This is a genomic window from Archangium sp., from assembly GCF_036277355.1.
Classification (GTDB): domain Bacteria; phylum Myxococcota; class Myxococcia; order Myxococcales; family Myxococcaceae; genus Archangium.
The window spans coordinates 31,803-47,149 of the sequence record NZ_DASUNC010000211.1 but is presented as its reverse complement, the minus strand read 5'-3'; the positions used below and the strand labels follow the sequence as shown (position 1 = coordinate 47,149).

Genomic DNA, 15,347 nt, shown 5'->3' with positions numbered 1-15,347 from the left:
GTCATCCCCTTTTCTCCCCGTGATTGTACGTAATCATACATGGAGGATGGAATTCGGATAGTCCGTGACCCCCAGGAACCAACGGTTCCTCGGAAAGTGGGGATTGCCCGGCAGGGGAGCGGCCGGGCAGACGGGCGAGGTAGGACTCCCGGGCGGACTCAGCGGCTGGTGAAGACGAGGACGCGGTTGTTGCCGGCGTCCGGCACCACCACCTGGGGCCACGCCAGGAGGATACCGGCCGGCTGGCTGAAGCCGTTGGCGGTGGGGGGCGAGGGCGCGTCGGCGGAGGTGAGGTTGGGCTGGCCGAGGACGACGTCCGCCGCGACCCCGCTGGTGGTGGGGAACTGGTTCCACACCAGCACCCGGTGGTTCTGGCTGTCGGCGACGAAGAGCTGCAGGCCGGTGGAGGCGATGTAGGAGGGGATTCTCAGGCCCGTGGCGGTGGTGGCCGTGTCGCGCGAGGTGAAGCCGGGCTGTCCCAGCACCAGGTCCGCGGCCTGTCCGTTCCCGGTGGGGAAGCTGTTCCAGAGGAGCACGCGGTTGTTGGCGGTATCCACCACGGCGAGGCGGATGCCATCCGTCCACACCCCGGTGGGGCTGAAGAGCGTGGACGCGGAGGACGTGGCGTCCATGGTGCCGTCGCCCGTGCTGTCATTGGGGGTACAGGTGGTGAACGAGCGCTGGCCGAGGACGAGATCCGCCGGGGCTCCGTTCGTGGTGGGCGTGCTGTTCCAGATGAGGACGCGGTTGTTGGCGCTGTCCGCCACGAGCACCTTGCCGTGGCCGATGAAGGCGCCCTCCGGAAGGAAGAGCGACCGGGCGTCACACGCGTTGCCGGTGGCGGCGAAGTCCTGCTGGCCGAGCACTCCCGTGGGCATGGCCCCGGTGCTGGCGGGAAGCGACGGGTAGAGGAGGACGCGGTGGTTGCGGGAGTCCACCACCGCGAGCCGCGTCCCATCCGTGGAGAGGCCCGTGGGTCTGCGCAGGCCGCCCTGCCCGGGGTTCTCCCCGGTGTGGGTGAAGTCCGGCTGTCCGAGGACGAAGGCCGCCGAGGCATCGTTGGCCGCGGGCACGCCGGTGAAGCCGAGGACCCGGCTGGAGTTCTGGTCGGAGACGTAGAGCCGCCCGTTGGCGAGCACCGGGTTGCCCCAGGGTCCATCCAGGGTGTTGGCCCCGGCGATGTCCGCCTGGTGGGGGAAGCCGCTGGTGAAGTCCTTCTGGCCGATGACGACGCTGGCGGCCTGGTGGGTGTCCAGGGTGTACCAGTCGACGCAGCGGACCGAGAGGTTCGTCACGTCGCCGGCCACCGTGCCGGTTGCGTTCGAGACGGTGCAGCGCTGGCCCGCGGGCTGCGTGGCCACGCCCACCGTGTACGCGCCGCCGCGCGGCAGCTTCGTCGTGAAGGTGAAGGCCCCAGTCGCGGTCACCTGGAGCGTCTCGCCTCCGAGGCTCAGCCCGAGCGTCCCGCGCAGGCCCTCCACGGTGCCCCCGAGCGTGTACGTCCTCGTCCCGCAGCGCACCTGGATGGAGCTCACGTCCGCGCCGGCCACCCTGCCCGTGCCGCCCTCCACGGCGCACTCCTGCTCCACGGGCGCGCTGGCCACCGTCACCACGTAGTCGCTCCCCTCCTTCAGCGGCGTCCCGAACGAGAACGGCCCGTTCTCGCTCCGGGTGACGCTCTGCTGTCCGTTGAGCTGGAGGAGGAGCTCGCCACCGGAGAGGCCGGAGACCGTTCCGCCCACGCGGTACGCCGCGGGGGGCTTCTCTTCGCATGCGGCCACCAGCGTGGCCAGACCCAGGAGTCCAAGACGACCAATGCGCATGCCGGGGTTTATGTCACGGGCCCCGACGGAGCGACAAGCCGCGCTCCCCGAGGCGCGGGGCCTCGGCTCAGGGCATGTCCTGGCCGCGCGTCTTCCACCAGTTCTCCCCGTAGCTGATGCACAGCTGCTCGCCGGGCTCGATGTCGCGCAGGGCGTAGAAGGTGAAGACGTCCTTGGGCGAGTGGCCCTTCTGGAAGCCCCGGTAGTACGACACGTTGGGGTCCTGCGAGTGGTTGAAGATCATCCCCGAGCCCATGACGATCGCCACCCACTCGCCGCCGCGGTCCTCCTCGTGCGGGCCCCACTCGATGTTGAAGACGTAGTCGGACAGGGTCGAGTTGCGCACGGAGCGGAAGGGCACCTTGAGGTAGTGGCACTCCTCCAGGATGGTCCCCTCGGGAATGGCCACGTCCGTGAAGACGCCATAGCCCCACTCGCATGGTCTGACCTTCAGTCCCGGGTGGACGAAGAGTGCCTCTCCTGGCTGCATCCTTGGAAACCCTCACGAATGAAAACCGCCAACGGCCCGCTGTTCACTCCCGCCGCGGGGCCGGATTCGTTGAGCCCGAAAGCATTGCCGCAGGGCGGCATCTCTTCCCAGGCCCGTTTTCGACCCGACACTCCAAGTTATTTCCAGATACGCCCGGGGTACAATAAGTTCGCGTGTTGGCGGATAAGTCTGCCTTTCTCGCGAACCGGGAAGGTACGGTTCTCGGAATCCCCCAGAGGAAGCACCAGCGCCAGGAGAAGCGTATGGCAATCAGGAAGTTTGGAACGGTCGTCGCGTTGCTCGCGTGTGCCGCCCCCGCCTTCGCGGAGGCCGCCCCGAAGGAGAAGGAGGTGTGGATCACCATCGGGACGGACGCGCTGGAGCCCGCGCGCGCCTCGTTCCAGCAGAAGGGCCTGGCCCTGCCCGCGCCGGCGCTGGAGAAGGGCGGAGTGGCGGTGCTGCGCGTGCGCGAGTCGCAGTTGGAGACGCTGGCCGCGGCCATGCACGACAAGCTCAACCGGTGCGCGGGCTTCATCGCCCATGACACCGAGGAGCAGGCGCTGGCGGCCGTGGAGGGCTCCACCGCGCCGCAGTCCCTGGCGTCGCTGGTGAGCTACAACCTCAACAACGCCCCGTCCGTCAACGCGATGCTGAGCGGGGTGCAGGAGCTCAACATCCGCAACACCATCAACTCGCTGTCCACCAACTGGACCACGCGCCGCTACAACGTGCAGTCGGGCGCGGACGCGGCCACGTGGCTCAAGAGCCAGTGGACCACCATCGCCGGCTCGCGCACGGACATCTCGGTGGCGTTCTTCGCGCACACCTGGCTGCAGCAGTCCGTCATCGCCACCATCACCGGCACCACGCACCCCAACGAGGTGGTGGTGATTGGCGGGCACCTGGACTCCATCAACCAGAGTGGCTCCACCGCCGCGGCGCCGGGCGCGGATGACGACGCCTCGGGCGTGGCCTCGCTCACCGAGGCCTTCCGGGTGGCCGTGGCCAATGGCTACAAGCCGGCGCGCACGGTGAAGTTCATGGCCTACGCCGCCGAGGAGGTGGGCCTGTACGGCTCCAACGCCATCGCCACCTCGTTCAAGAACGCCGGGACGAACGTGGTGGGCGTGCTCCAGCTGGACATGACCAACTACAAGGGCTCCAGCTACGACTTCGGCATGGTGACGGACAACACCAACGCCACGCTCAACAGCTTCACCACCAGCCTCATCTCCACGTACCAGCCGGGGCTGACCTGGACCAACATCACGTGCGGCTACGGCTGCTCGGACCACGCCTCGTGGAACAGCGCGGGCTACCCGGCCACGATGCCCTTCGAGGCGACGATGAGCACGGACAACCCGCAGATCCACACCTCGGGCGACACGCTGACGTACATGGGGGGCACGGCGGCCAACTCGGTGAAGTTCGCCAAGCTGGCGGTGTCCTTCATGGGCGAGCTGGCCAAGGGCGCGACGACGGGCAACACGCCTCCGCCGGTGGACAGCGGCACGCCCGGTGGCACCATCAACACGGCCACGTTCGACGCGACGCTCAAGGCGCCCCGGTGCACGGCGTCGGGCGCGGGCTGCGACTCGGGCACGCTGCTCAACGGCCGCGGCGGCCTGGGCCCCGAGGTGAACAAGCCCAACACCCTTGGCGGTACCTGCGCGGACGGCGCCTCGGGCACCTACCACTCGGACGAGTCCAATGACCGCCTGAAGGTGGCCACCAACGACGGGACGAACCTTGCGGCCGGCAAGCAGGTGACGGTGACGGCCACGGTGTGGGCCTACTCCAGCACGGCGGACACGCTGGACCTGTACTACACGGCCAACGCGAGCAGCCCGACGTGGACGCTCATCGGCTCGTACAAGCCGAGCGGCTCCGGGGCGCGGACCATCACCGCCACGTACACGCTGCCCGCCGGCGCCAACCAGGCCATCCGCGCGAACTTCCGCTACCAGGGCACCGCGGGCACGTGCACCACGGGCTCGTACGACGACCGCGACGACCTGATCTTCGCGGTGCAGTGACGGCGTGTCACCCCCCCTCTCCCCCTGGGAGAGGGACAGGGTGAGGGATTTCCCGCCCCGGAGCCGTGGCTCAAGAAGCCGCGGCCCGGGGCGTTCTCATTTGAGGGCTCGCGTCGACGATGGGCGCGGGGACGGGTTTGCCATCGGCGGCGGTGAGGTAGGAGCGGAGGACGAAGTCCTGGCCCATGTGCAGCTCGAGCCGGGGAGCGCCGCCGCGGCGCCACTCGGGGCCCACCTGGAGGGTGCCGAGCACCTCGCGGTCCACGCTGGTGGTGTCCAGGGACTCGAAGACGAGCACGGGCAGCGGGGTAGGCCCGGGGGGCAGGGCCTCCAGGGAGACGGACTTGCGGCAGGGGACGGGGGTGTTGGCGGGGATGACCTCGTGGGTGGCGCCGCCGGGGAGCATGACGCTGATGGGCATGGGCACCACGTCCATGAGGCCGGTGCCGCCGGGCCGGGACAGGTTGCGGCCGAGGATGGCGGCGCCCACCGCCACGCCCAGCTCCGGGTGCACGTCCTTCTCCGAGGAGAAGCGGCGGAAGTGCGACAGGCGCTCGCGGATGGCGGGCATGCGCGTCTGGCCGCCCACCAGCACCAGCTCGTCCACCTGGGTGGGCTTCAGGCCCGCGCGCTCCAGCACCTCGTCACACGCGGACACGGTGCGCTCGATGAGCCGGGACGTCATCTCCTCCAGCCGCTTGCGCGTGAGGCGGAAGTGGAAGTCCAGGAAGCCGCCGTCCGGCCCCTGCGTGATGCAGGGCACGCGCAACTCCGCCACCTCCGCCCGCGAGAGCTGAATCTTCACGGACTCGGCGGCGAAGACGAGCCGCTGCATGACGATCTTGTTGCCGCGCAGGTCCACGCCGTGCTGCCGGTGGAACTCCTCGGCCAGGTGCTCGACGATGCACTCGTCGAAGTTGGCGCCGCCGAGGAAGGCGTCTCCGCCGGTGGCCAGCACCTTCACCACCCGGTTCCGCACGGACATGAGCGTGGCGTCGAAGGTGCCGCCGCCCAGGTCGAACACCATCACCGTCTGTTCCGGGCTGCGCAGGTTGGCGTAGTAGAGCGCCGCGGCGGTGGGCTCGTTGATGATGGCGCGCACCTTCAGGCCCGCGCGCTCGGCCGCGAAGCGCACCGCCTCGCGCTGGCGGATGCTCGCGTGGGCGGGCACGGTGAGCACGCACTCGGAGAAGGGCTCTCCCGCGGCGTGGTTGGCCAGCGTGAGGATGTGCCGGAGGATGAAGTGCGCCACCTCGTTGAGCGGCGTCACCCGGTTGTACACCTTCACGGCGCAGTAGCCGTCCGTGCCTTCGATGAGGTTGAAGGCGAAGCGCTCGCGGTGCTTCTGCACGTACTCGGACTGGTAGCGCCGCCCGAGGAAGCGCTTGCTGCCGAAGAGGGTGTGGCGCGGGTCGTCGATGATCTGCCGGCGCGCGGCCGGGCCGACGATGGCCTTGTCCGCGGCGTGGTACCAGGCGACCGAGGGCAGGATGAAGTTCTTGTCCGACACCGGTACCAGCTTCAGCTTCCCCTGGCGGTCGAAGAACGCCGCCGCCGTGTTGGTCGTGCCGAAGTCGATGCCGAGGATGGGGCTGCTCATGGGGGCACTCATAGGGGGGGTGCCCACTCTAAAACGAAGCGGGCGGACATCCCATGGATGCCCGCCCGCTCATTCCCTCGGTGAATGAGGACTAGTTGCGGCCGACCAGCTCCGTGGTGGGGAGGGGGAAGCTCGAGTGGACGTTGAAGGACATGCCCACGGGGTCCTCGCGCTTGAGCTCCTCCAGCTTCCCGTAGCGGCGCATGTCGATCCACCGGTGCCCGCCCTCGAAGAGGAGCGAGAAGCGGCGCTGATAGAGCAGCTCGTTGATGGCCTGCTCGCCCTCCAGCGTCTCGGGGAGCGGCTCCAGGCCACCGGAGGCGGTCCGGATGACGTCGAGGTCGGTCTTGGCCTCCGGGTACCGAGCCAGCCGGATGTTGGCCTCGGCGCGCAGGAGGAGGAGCTCCTCGTTGCGGATGATGGGGATGGGGGCGTTGTCCGACTCGTACGCCGCGAAGCCCTTCGAGAACTTCTCGATGACTCCGGGCAGCTCGCCGGGGTTCTCCGCGTCCTTCACCTTGCGCGCCACGCGCTCATCCAGCGTGTCGTCCGCCTTGCGCTGCGCATCCAGCAGGAGGATGGGGTTGGCGAAGATGTTGGGGCCGTTGAGCGTGTTCTTCACGTCACCGGAGCCGGTGCTGTAGGCGTGGTAGACGCCCAGGTCGAGCTTGCCAGGGGCGGTGGTGATGAACGACTCGCCCAGGTCCACCAGCGCCTCTTCCCAGCGCTCGCGGTACACGTCCACCCGGGCCTTGATGGCGCGGTTGACCTTGATGAAGTTGGGCACGGTGATGTCGATCACCTTGCCGTCCGTGCGCGGGTCGAAGTCCTTGAACCCGCTGCTCAGCGGGAAGGGGAACGCGGTGCCACCGCCCTCCAGGTCCGCCTTGGCCTCGTCGAGCAGCTTCGCGATGTGCTCGAACACCTGCTCCTTGGTCGCGATGGGCGCCGGATCGCTGCCGAACGGGCGGTTCACGTCGATGGGCGCGCCGTTGGTGTCGCGGGTGTTGATGATGACCAGGAAGTCCAGCGCCTGGATCGTCTTGGCGAAGCCGCGGATGGCCTTCTTCTCGGCCTCCGTGACGCCGTCCACCTTCTCCAGGGCGTTGAGGAGGGTGTTGGCGTTGCGGATGTTGGCGTAGGGGTTGTTCCAGAAGTTGCCGCCGAAGGCCGGGCTGCCGCCGTTGAGCGAGGCGGCCTGCAGCATCTCGTTGACGTAGCGGGGGTCCGCCGAGTCCAGCACGATGCCCTCGCGGCCGAGCACGCCCATGAGGGCCACGTAGCCGTTCTGGTTCGTCATGCCGGCGCGCGTGCCGATGAGCAGACCGGTGGACGCGTTGATGACGGCGGTGCGCGTCGGGGTCTCCTGGAACGACTCGAGGCTCGGGTTGTTGAGGTCCGGGACCGTCAGGTCTCCGCACCCGCCAAGCCCCACCGTGGCGCACAGCGCCAGGACCACCTTCTTCATGTTCTTCATGTCGCGAATCCTCATGGTCCTAGAACCCCACATCGAGCGACGTCCAGAAGCTGCGGCTGGGCGGGAAGGGGGCCACGTCGACGTTACGGGCGATGGGGTGGTTGCCGAAGTTGCTCACCTCGGGATCCAGCCCGGAGTAGTTGGTGAAGACGAGCAGGTTGCGGCCGCTGATGTTGAAGCGGGCGGACTTCACCACGGGCGCCTTGGCCAGCAGGGACTGGGGCAGGTTGTAGCTGAACGTCACCTCGCGCAGCTTGAGGAACGAGGCGTCCTCCACGTACACGGCGGCGTTGGTCAGCCAGTCCTTCTGGCGCTGGGCGCCGCGCGCCACGTAGTCCACCGAGTTCTTGTTGGCGTCGTACAGGAAGCGGGTGAGGTTGATGACGTCGCTGCCCTGCTGCCAGTCGAGCAGGAAGGACAGGCTGAAGTCGCGGTACTTCACCGTGTTGGTGAAGCCCATGCGGAAGGCCGGCTCCGTGTCGCCAATCTTCTTGAGCACCGACTTGCCGTTCTCCACCACGTCGCCGACGATCTGCGTGGCGCTGGCGCCCTCCTGGAGGCGGAACTCGCCCAGGCTGGTGCCGAAGACGGGGATGGGCACGTCCCCCTCGGGCAGCGAGGTGACCTGGCTGCGGTTGAGGGTGAAGGTGGTGTTGGACGTCCACTCCCAGTCCGTGGTGCGCACCGGGGTGACCTGGAGCATGGCCTCCACACCGCGGTTGAACATCTCGCCGCCGTTGGCGTACTCGGTGGTGAAGCCCGTGGAGCCGGGGATGGTGCGCGGCAGCAGCAAGTCGTAGATGTTGCGCTGGTAGAGGGTCAGCTCCACCACGGCGTTGCCGTTGAAGAGCATCGTGTCCAGGCCGAGCTCGAACTCGCGCTGGCGCTCGGGGCGGATGTCCGGCGAGCCGGCCACGCCGGTGCCGAGGATGGCCGGCAGGCCCTCGATGTTGTTGATGGAGGACAGCGAGCGGTAATTCTGGCCGTAGGTGGGGCGGTTGCCCGTCTCACCGTACGCCAGGCGCACCTTGAACTCGTTGATGGCCGGGTGGAAGGGCTCGAAGCGGTAGGCGGTGGCCAGCTTGGGGAAGAAGAAGAGCTGGTTGGGGTCGCCGTTGGCACTGCTCTGCTCGCCGCGCACGGCGCCCACCAGGGTGAGGTGCTCGTTGAGCAGCAGCATCTCCTCCTGGAGGTAGAAGCCGCGGTCGCGCACGAGCTGCCGGTTCTGGCGCACGCTCAGCTGCGTGCCGGAGCTCACGTTCTGCTGGTCGGCGATCTGCCCGCTGCTGCGCACGTAGAGCGAGTCCACGCCGCTCTGCTCGTACTGGAAGCCGGCCGAGGTGGTGGCGTTCACGGCGCCGCCGGCGGGCTTGTAGTTGTGCACCAGGTTGACGCCGGTGTTGATGTTGAGGACCTCGCTGCTGCCGAGCAGCGAGGTGCCGGGCAGGCCGTCCAGCGGGAGCTCGAAGGCGAGCGTGCTGGGCGAGAAGATCTTGTTCTGCTGCTGGAAGCGGTCCACGCCGAGGTTGGCGAGCACCTTGAAGCTCTGCGTCTCGCTCTTGTAGGCGTTCCACACCGCGTCGGCCGAGCCGAGCAGGCGCCACACGTCCTCATCGTTCGTCATGAGGGCGGCCGTCTGCAGCGGGTTGGCCTTGCTGGAGACGAAGGGGTTGGCCGGGAAGACGCCGGCGCTGTTGGCGTTCAGGTCCACGAAGCTGGGCGTGGACGCCAGCGCCATGTAGTAGGTGATGTTGGTGTTGTCGTTGTTGGTGAGGCCGCGGTTGCCCAGGGTGTGGACGAGGTTGGCGCTGGCGTTCACCTCGAGGTCGCTGCCCAGCTTCTGCCCGAGGTTGAGGCGGAAGGACTGCTTCTGGTAGCCGGTGTTCTGGATGATGCCCTTGTCATCCCTCACCTGCGCGGAGGCGAAGTAGCGGGTGTCTCCCGAGGTGCCGCTCACGCTGGCGAGCGTCTCGTAGGAGATGTCCCGGCGGCCGGCGAGCAGGGCCTCCTGGTTGAAGGTCTTCCCCGTCCAGTACTGGGCCGCCACGGACTCGCCGTAGCGCGCCACCACGTCCTCGCGCGAGGTGAAGGGGCGCGAGCCGAGCGTGTTGGAGAGCGCGTACATGCCCACGCGCTGGGTGACGTCCACCCGGGGCGCGCCGGCCTTGCCCTTCTTGGTGGTGATGATGACCACGCCGTTGCTGGCCTTGGAGCCGTAGATGGCCGCGGCGGACGCGCCCTTGAGGACCTCGATGCTCTCGATGTCGTTGGGGTTGAGGTCCGCGATGCGGTTGACCTGGTTGTCCTGGGTGGCCGAGGGGTTGGAGCCCCGCACCGACTCGGTCAGCTGGTAGACGCCCGAGGCGATGGCCACGTCGCTGATGAGGACGCCGTCCACCACGTAGAGCACCGCGCTGGAGCCGTTGACGGTGGACACGCCGCGCAGCCTCAGCTGCATGCCGCCGCCCGGAGCGCCCGAGTTGCTCTGGATGTTGGCGCCGGCCACCTTGCCCTGGAGGGCCTGATCCACCGTGGAGGCGGGAGCGCGGTTGAGGTCCTCGTTGTTCACCGAGGCCACCGAGTTGGCCAGGTGCTTGCGGGCCAGCTCGCTGGCGCGGCCCACCACCACCATCTCCTCGACGAAGGTGGCGTCCAGCGACACCGTCACGGTGTCACGGTTGGCGCCGACGACGACCTCGCGATCCTTGTGGTCCTGGCTGGAGAAGAGCAGCGTGACCGGCCCCTTGGGGATGTCCAGGCTGAAGGAGCCGTCCAGCTCCGTCTCCACGCCCTTGGTGGTGCCCTTGATGATGACGCGCGTGAGCGGCAGGCCATCGTTCGTCAGCGCGTCCAGCACCTTGCCGGAGATCTTGCGCATGTTGGCCGGAGTGGCGGCCGGAGCCACGGTGGCGGCCGGCTGCGGAGCCTCGGGCTGCGGGGCGGCAGCGCCCTGCTCCTGAGCCTTGGCTTCCACGGAAAGGAGTGCGAGTGCGCACCCCGAAATCAACGCTTGTTTCAGCGTCATTCGCTCTTCACCTCAACGTTGCTGCGGATGGAGCGGCCCCCCTGTATGGGCTGCCGTTGGCCGCGAATCGTGTGTGGGAAGAGGGCCTACCGTCAACGTCGCTAATCCAACGGAAAACCGTGTATGCTAGGGCAGACTTTCCGGTGACGCGGAAATTTTCGCACCCCAGCTGTCTGGGTTCACGCCCGGTGTTGCCGCGCCCGGTACCCACGTCCGGAGGGCAGGCGGCCAGGGCAGCACCCCCCGAGGGGACTCCGGATCAGGCCCAGGATGCGCAGGAGCGGGCCTCGGACGAGCAGAAGCAGGGGGCCGACGCGCGCCAGGACGTGGAGAAGGCGCGGCAGGATCTGCAGCAGGCGGAGGCCAAGGCGCAGCAGGAGTTCCAGGAGGCCCAGCGGGCCCAGCAGCAGGCCGCCAATCAGGCGACGCAGGCTCAGGCGGAGGTCCAGCAGTCCCAGCAGCAGGCGCTGGAGGCCCAGCGTCAGCAGCAGCAGGAGCTGGCGCAGGCGCAGCAGCAGTCCGCGCAGCAGCAGGAGCAGAGGGCGCGCACCCAGCAGCAGAACGCCCAGGTGCAGGGGAGCCAGCGGCTTCAACAGCTGGTGACGGGCCGGGTGGTGAGCGCGAGCCCGGATGAGCTGCTGCTGAGCAGCGCGGGTGGAGCGGGGCAGCCGCAGATCCGCCTGCAGCTCAACGCGCGGACGCAGGTGATGGTGGATGGGCGTCAGGACTCCAGCGCGGACATCGCCGAGGGCAGCCAGGTGCGCGCCTCGTACCAGGACGTGGGCGGTGAGCCGACGGCGCTGCGCGTGGACGTGACGAGCCAGGGCGGCCTGCAGCAGGGCACGGGCGGCAGCCAGGACCTGAGCGGCCAGGACGTGCAGCAGCAGCAACAGCCGCAGCAGTAGCCACGGGACGTGGCGGCATCGCGGGGCTCCGGCGGCTCGGCTGCCGGGGCTTCGTCGTGCGCGGCGTGCTCATGAAGAGGTGGAGGCCCGTCCGGGAGTCGAACCCGGCAACAACGGTTTTGCAGACCGCCGCCGCCCCGGGCGGAACGGGCCTCATCGGGAGCGTCCGGGGTGTCCCTCGAATCGCTCCGGGAAGAGAGACGGCGCGCGCGTGATGTCCTGACACGCCACCTCCGCCAGGCATGTGAGGGGCACCGCGGGCGCTCCGGTTCACTTCCACGCACGTGGATACGCCAAGGCGGCGGACTTCGCGCTCGCGGCCGGTGACGTGGGGGCCGTGCCCATCGACGTCCCCCAGGAGGGGGGCACCGTGGTGTCCAAGCCCTTCGCCGAGTGCAACCTGGAGGAGATGCTCAGCGCGGTGAAGCACAAGCGCAGTCCTTCGAGGCCGTCCATGCCTCCGCCGGACGTGGCCCGCGTGGACTTCATGCGCGAGAGCTTCTCGCGGCACTTCGCCCAGGGCGCGCGCGTGCAACTCAAGACGAGCGTTCAGGCAGGCAGGACGCTGCTCACCATCCAGGGGGTGCCCGTCGATGACGTGGAGCGGCTCGTGGAGGCGCTCCTGGACGGTCTCCAGCCCAAGCTCGTGCGCTCCGTGGGCTGACCTGCCCTAGGCGCCGGCCGACCCGTGCTCCGCCAGGGCGTGCGCTTCCCCCGCCGTCCGCACGGCTTCGTCCGAGGCGAAGAGCTCCGAGTCGATGCGCTCCGCCTCGGCCCTCGCCTCCAGCAACTCCGCGAGGGCTTCCCGCGCACCGTAGGTGGGATGGCTCGCCGCGAGGCAGGCGTCCAGGTCGGCCTTCAGCGCGGCGGCGGTGGGGTAGCGCTGCGAGGGGTGGCGGTTGAGGAGCTTGTGGAGGATGGAGCGCAAGGGCCCGGACACCGCTCGGGTCAGGTGTGAGACGTGCTCGGGACGGAAGGCCGCGGCACGCCGGGCCATCTCCTCCACGGAGGTCCAGCTGTCCGACTCGGCTCGCCACTCCTCGCACTCCGGGGCTCCAGCGGGGGGCGGGGGCAGGTGCGCGGCGGCCCGCTCCACCTCCTCCGTGTGGTAGAGGTGTTCCCCCGTGGCCAGCTCCAGCATGACGAGGCCGAGGGAGAACTGGTCCGAGCGCTCATCCACCGGGGCATCCACCGCGCGGCACAGGCGCTCCGGGGCGGCGAAGTCGAGCTCCCCGCGCACCTTCCAGGTGGTGGTCGGCTCGCGCCCGGGCAGCCGCGAGAAGGCCGCGGTGAAGTGGGCCAGCATCACCTCGCCGTCGTCCCTCATGAGGAGGGTGTAGGGGTTGACGTTGCGGTGGATGATGCGCAATTGCCGCCCCTCCGCATCCGTGAGTCCGTGCACGTAGGACAGCACGCCCGCCACCCGAGAGGCCACGTAGAGGATGAAGGACTCGGACAAGGGCCGGTCGCGCACGCAGGCGGAGGAGCAGGCCATGTTCATGCTGATGCCAGACACGTATTCCGTGACGAGGTAACGCGTGCCGCGGTGTTTGTACTGGCCGTGGACGCGGGGAATGGCCGGGTGGGACAACAGGGCGCCCAACCGCGCCGCCTCTATCATCCGGGCGTGGCCGATGCGGCGCCCCTGGCGGTCGAGCACGGCGACCTCCACCAGCGCGCCGTACATCTGTCCGGTGCGCGGCCGGCACAGGTAGAGCTTTTCTCCGAACGGCCCCTCTTCCAGTTTCTGGAGGCGCAGATAGTCGGTACCGCCCTGGGAGAAGAGCACGGGCAAGCCGCTGGCGGGCGCCTTGCGCCCACGCGTGTCATCAGACATGGAAGAAATCTCCTCGCTTCGCGGTGGAAAGGCCCGGGCTGCCCGCTGACGGCTCGGGGACCGGCCCTGGCGCGAAGGTGGGAGGAAGGTTACGGCCGGAGTGGGGCGGGAGGGAACGACCCGGGGGGTTGCCCGAGGAGACTTTTCAGAGGCCGGGGGGCTTGCCAAGGCGCTTTACATTCCAGGACGTTCCGGTGGGGCTTTGCACACCCGGGAGACTCACCAGCGGTGGGGTGTGAAGAGGCAGTCGATGAGTTTCGCCTCGCCGAGCACGAAGTTGGAAGACTTCGGCACGAGGTCCAGCACGGGGGTGTGCAGGACATCGTTGGACAGGCGGGTGAAGCCAAAGGTGGACTCGATGAGCGCGGCGAGTCTGGCCTCGTGGGACTGGAACTTGGGGGGAAACGGCGGAAAGCGCAGCCAGTAGCCCTCCTCGCTGGGGTCGTTCTTGTCTGTATGGGAGGCGTAGAGGGCGTATACCGGGACGAACTGGCTCAGCAGACAGACGACGCAGTCGTAGAGGGGGTCACCTACCTGGAAGCCGGGCAGGGAGACACGGATGCTGTAGCAGGGGTCCAGATAGGGGACTGTCGTATCCCAGAGGGAGCAGTCCGAGAACTCCTGGCGGAGTCGTGTGATGAAGGCCGTCCAGGTAGCCGAGGGCTGCACATGAGTGTCCTGCAGTTCCCTGAGCCGTTGGATTTCCTTCGACACCTTGTACGCGAGATCGTCAATGAGCAGCCCCGCCGGGTAGTAGCGGTGGACGAGTCGGACGAGCGCGTCGGCTGTCAGTTCTGGCTTCGTTTCTGGGTTCATGAATGGACTTCTTGCCGGGGGACGTCCAAGGGGAGGCGCTTGGAGCTCCCAACCTGTTGGATGCGCATGGGTCCGTCCTCACGGAGACGTCGACCGCGGGACGTCCCATTGGAACCCGGTGACTCGCGCACCAGGGAGGGCGCCGGTGTTCTTGTCCGTCAAGATGCGCTGCATCTCTATCTGGACGGCGGGATGTGGCCGCCGACACAGGCGAGCAGGGTTGCTCCAAGAAGCGTCAGCGATAGCACCACTCCACGTGCAGTGACCCGGAGCCGCGGATGCATGGGACCTCCCTTTCCACGCACCGTGTGAGGAGGGTCGCTGACACCTGACCGTCCAGCCAGCGGGACGCGATACGGCGCCTACGGGAACGTCACGCCGCGCACGGTGAGGGTGCGCGGCCCGCCCGCCTCGCCCAGCTTCAACAGGAAGGCGCCTTGGGTCTGCTCCGGTGCGGCTTCCGCCTCCACCATGAGCGGGCCTCTGCTCCCCGGAAGGAGGGGGGCCGGCTGCCACACCCGCAGAATCCGCAGCCGCTCGCCGTCGGCGCCCACCAGCTCCGTCCCTTGCACGCCCTCCGCCATCCAGGGCGTGTCGCCCGTGTTCTCCATCTCCAACTCCACCGCCACCCGCTCCATCTTCCCAGCATGGTAGCCCCAGGCGTTCGTCACCCACAGGACCTCTCCGGGGCGTTGGGTGATGTCCTCGAGGATGCGCTTCACGGCCACGCCTGTGTTCCCGTCCACCAGGTCGGCCTCGCGCAGGTCCGTGAGGCTCTCGGGGGAGCGGCCCTCGGTCTCCACCCGGGCCAGCCGTGCCTCGCACCGTTCCGCCCGCTCGCGCTCCCGTTGCTCCGCCTGCCGGTAGGACTCGGCCGGGCGGGGCAGGCGGTACACCTCCACCTGCCGCTCGGCCCGGGTGGCGTGTACGACCAGCCGGAAGCGGGCCCACCCGGGCACGGCGTCATCGGCGAAGCGCGCCGTCATCATCAACTCCCTTCCGGGCGGCAGCGCCCCGGAGGGCAGGAGGTTGACCACGCCGGCCCCCTCATCCACCGTCACCGACAGGAAGAGCTCGCGCGCCTCCACCGCCACCGTGCCGGACCGCAGGGGGGAGTGGAACACGAACGTGGTGGCGCGCTGGGGCCCGATGGTGACGGTGTGCACCTGCCCGGCGGCATCCGCCGTGAGCTCCACATGGCGCTCACCCCCCGGATCCCACTCCCCGGTGGCGGGCCGGGCGACGGGCGGGGGGGTGGAAAATGCGAGCAGCAGAGGCAGGACGGCCAGAGGCGGGAGCATGGGCGGGAGTACTTCCGAAGTGGCCCGGACTGACAAG

Annotated in this window: 11 protein-coding genes and 1 tRNA gene; 3 read left to right on the top strand and 9 right to left on the bottom strand. The window is 68.7% G+C overall.

The annotated features are described in order from the left end of the window. Positions 1–158: 158 nt before the first annotated feature. Entirely contained in the window at positions 159–1,823 is a 1,665-nt protein-coding gene (locus tag VFZ09_RS51165) for an NHL repeat-containing protein (protein ID WP_329735186.1), read from the bottom strand. 67 nt (positions 1,824–1,890) lie between these two features. Further along, complete coding sequence (locus tag VFZ09_RS51160; RefSeq protein WP_329735185.1) at positions 1,891–2,313, bottom strand: SET domain-containing protein-lysine N-methyltransferase; 423 nt, start codon at positions 2,311–2,313, stop codon at positions 1,891–1,893. 263 nt (positions 2,314–2,576) lie between these two features. Here VFZ09_RS51160 and VFZ09_RS51155 point away from each other — a divergent pair, with 263 nt between their 5' ends. Continuing rightward, entirely contained in the window at positions 2,577–4,349 is a 1,773-nt protein-coding gene (locus VFZ09_RS51155) for a M20/M25/M40 family metallo-hydrolase (protein WP_329735184.1), read from the top strand. Between the two features lie 70 nt (positions 4,350–4,419). Here the strand turns inward: VFZ09_RS51155 and VFZ09_RS51150 are convergent, their stop codons facing one another. The 3 genes from VFZ09_RS51150 to VFZ09_RS51140 all read right to left on the bottom strand — a co-directional run bounded on the left by VFZ09_RS51150 (position 4,420) and on the right by VFZ09_RS51140 (position 10,451). After that, a complete protein-coding gene (locus VFZ09_RS51150; protein WP_329735183.1) occupies positions 4,420–5,949 on the bottom strand; it encodes an Hsp70 family protein in 1,530 nt (509 codons plus the stop codon). Between the two features lie 91 nt (positions 5,950–6,040). Continuing rightward, a complete protein-coding gene (locus VFZ09_RS51145) occupies positions 6,041–7,426 on the bottom strand; it encodes a RagB/SusD family nutrient uptake outer membrane protein (protein WP_329735182.1) in 1,386 nt (461 codons plus the stop codon). Between the two features lie 19 nt (positions 7,427–7,445). After that, positions 7,446–10,451, bottom strand: coding sequence for a SusC/RagA family TonB-linked outer membrane protein (locus VFZ09_RS51140; protein ID WP_329735181.1), 3,006 nt, complete (start codon positions 10,449–10,451; stop codon positions 7,446–7,448). A 191-nt stretch (positions 10,452–10,642) separates the two neighbouring features. Between VFZ09_RS51140 and VFZ09_RS51135 the strand changes: the two genes are divergently transcribed. Next, positions 10,643–11,356 (top strand): hypothetical protein, encoded by a 714-nt coding sequence (locus tag VFZ09_RS51135; protein ID WP_329735180.1) that lies wholly within the window; start codon positions 10,643–10,645, stop codon positions 11,354–11,356. A gap of 80 nt (positions 11,357–11,436) precedes the next feature. Here the strand turns inward: VFZ09_RS51135 and VFZ09_RS51130 are convergent. Then, positions 11,437–11,509: transfer RNA gene (locus VFZ09_RS51130), tRNA-Cys, on the bottom strand. Positions 11,510–11,600: 91 nt separating this feature from the next. Here VFZ09_RS51130 and VFZ09_RS51125 point away from each other — a divergent pair. After that, the gene (locus VFZ09_RS51125; RefSeq protein ID WP_329735179.1) at positions 11,601–12,020 is read left to right on the top strand and encodes a hypothetical protein; all 420 of its coding nucleotides are present in this window, start codon (positions 11,601–11,603) and stop codon (positions 12,018–12,020) included. Positions 12,021–12,026: 6 nt separating this feature from the next. On the opposite strand, the gene VFZ09_RS51120 is transcribed toward VFZ09_RS51125, so the two are convergent. The 3 genes from VFZ09_RS51120 to VFZ09_RS51110 all read right to left on the bottom strand — a co-directional run bounded on the left by VFZ09_RS51120 (position 12,027) and on the right by VFZ09_RS51110 (position 15,310). Beyond that, the gene (locus tag VFZ09_RS51120; protein ID WP_329735178.1) at positions 12,027–13,193 is read right to left on the bottom strand and encodes a serine/threonine protein kinase; all 1,167 of its coding nucleotides are present in this window, start codon (positions 13,191–13,193) and stop codon (positions 12,027–12,029) included. 219 nt (positions 13,194–13,412) lie between these two features. Further along, entirely contained in the window at positions 13,413–14,009 is a 597-nt protein-coding gene (locus VFZ09_RS51115) for a hypothetical protein (protein WP_329735177.1), read from the bottom strand. A 362-nt stretch (positions 14,010–14,371) separates the two neighbouring features. Continuing rightward, positions 14,372–15,310 (bottom strand): DUF2381 family protein, encoded by a 939-nt coding sequence (locus tag VFZ09_RS51110; RefSeq protein ID WP_329735176.1) that lies wholly within the window; start codon positions 15,308–15,310, stop codon positions 14,372–14,374. Positions 15,311–15,347: the final 37 nt, after the last annotated feature.

What these genes read in the sequence shown, in the direction of transcription:
- VFZ09_RS51115 (WP_329735177.1), bottom strand. Translation starts at nt 14,009, where the DNA reads ATGAACCCAGAAACGAAGCCAGAACTGACAGCCGACGCGCTCGTCCGA.
- VFZ09_RS51155 (WP_329735184.1), top strand. Translation starts at nt 2,577, where the DNA reads ATGGCAATCAGGAAGTTTGGAACGGTCGTCGCGTTGCTCGCGTGTGCC.
- VFZ09_RS51165 (WP_329735186.1), bottom strand. Translation starts at nt 1,823, where the DNA reads ATGCGCATTGGTCGTCTTGGACTCCTGGGTCTGGCCACGCTGGTGGCC.
- VFZ09_RS51120 (WP_329735178.1), bottom strand. Translation starts at nt 13,193, where the DNA reads ATGTCTGATGACACGCGTGGGCGCAAGGCGCCCGCCAGCGGCTTGCCC.
- VFZ09_RS51150 (WP_329735183.1), bottom strand. Translation starts at nt 5,949, where the DNA reads ATGAGCAGCCCCATCCTCGGCATCGACTTCGGCACGACCAACACGGCG.
- VFZ09_RS51140 (WP_329735181.1), bottom strand. Translation starts at nt 10,451, where the DNA reads ATGACGCTGAAACAAGCGTTGATTTCGGGGTGCGCACTCGCACTCCTT.
- VFZ09_RS51110 (WP_329735176.1), bottom strand. Translation starts at nt 15,310, where the DNA reads ATGCTCCCGCCTCTGGCCGTCCTGCCTCTGCTGCTCGCATTTTCCACC.
- VFZ09_RS51160 (WP_329735185.1), bottom strand. Translation starts at nt 2,313, where the DNA reads ATGCAGCCAGGAGAGGCACTCTTCGTCCACCCGGGACTGAAGGTCAGA.
- VFZ09_RS51145 (WP_329735182.1), bottom strand. Translation starts at nt 7,426, where the DNA reads ATGAAGAACATGAAGAAGGTGGTCCTGGCGCTGTGCGCCACGGTGGGG.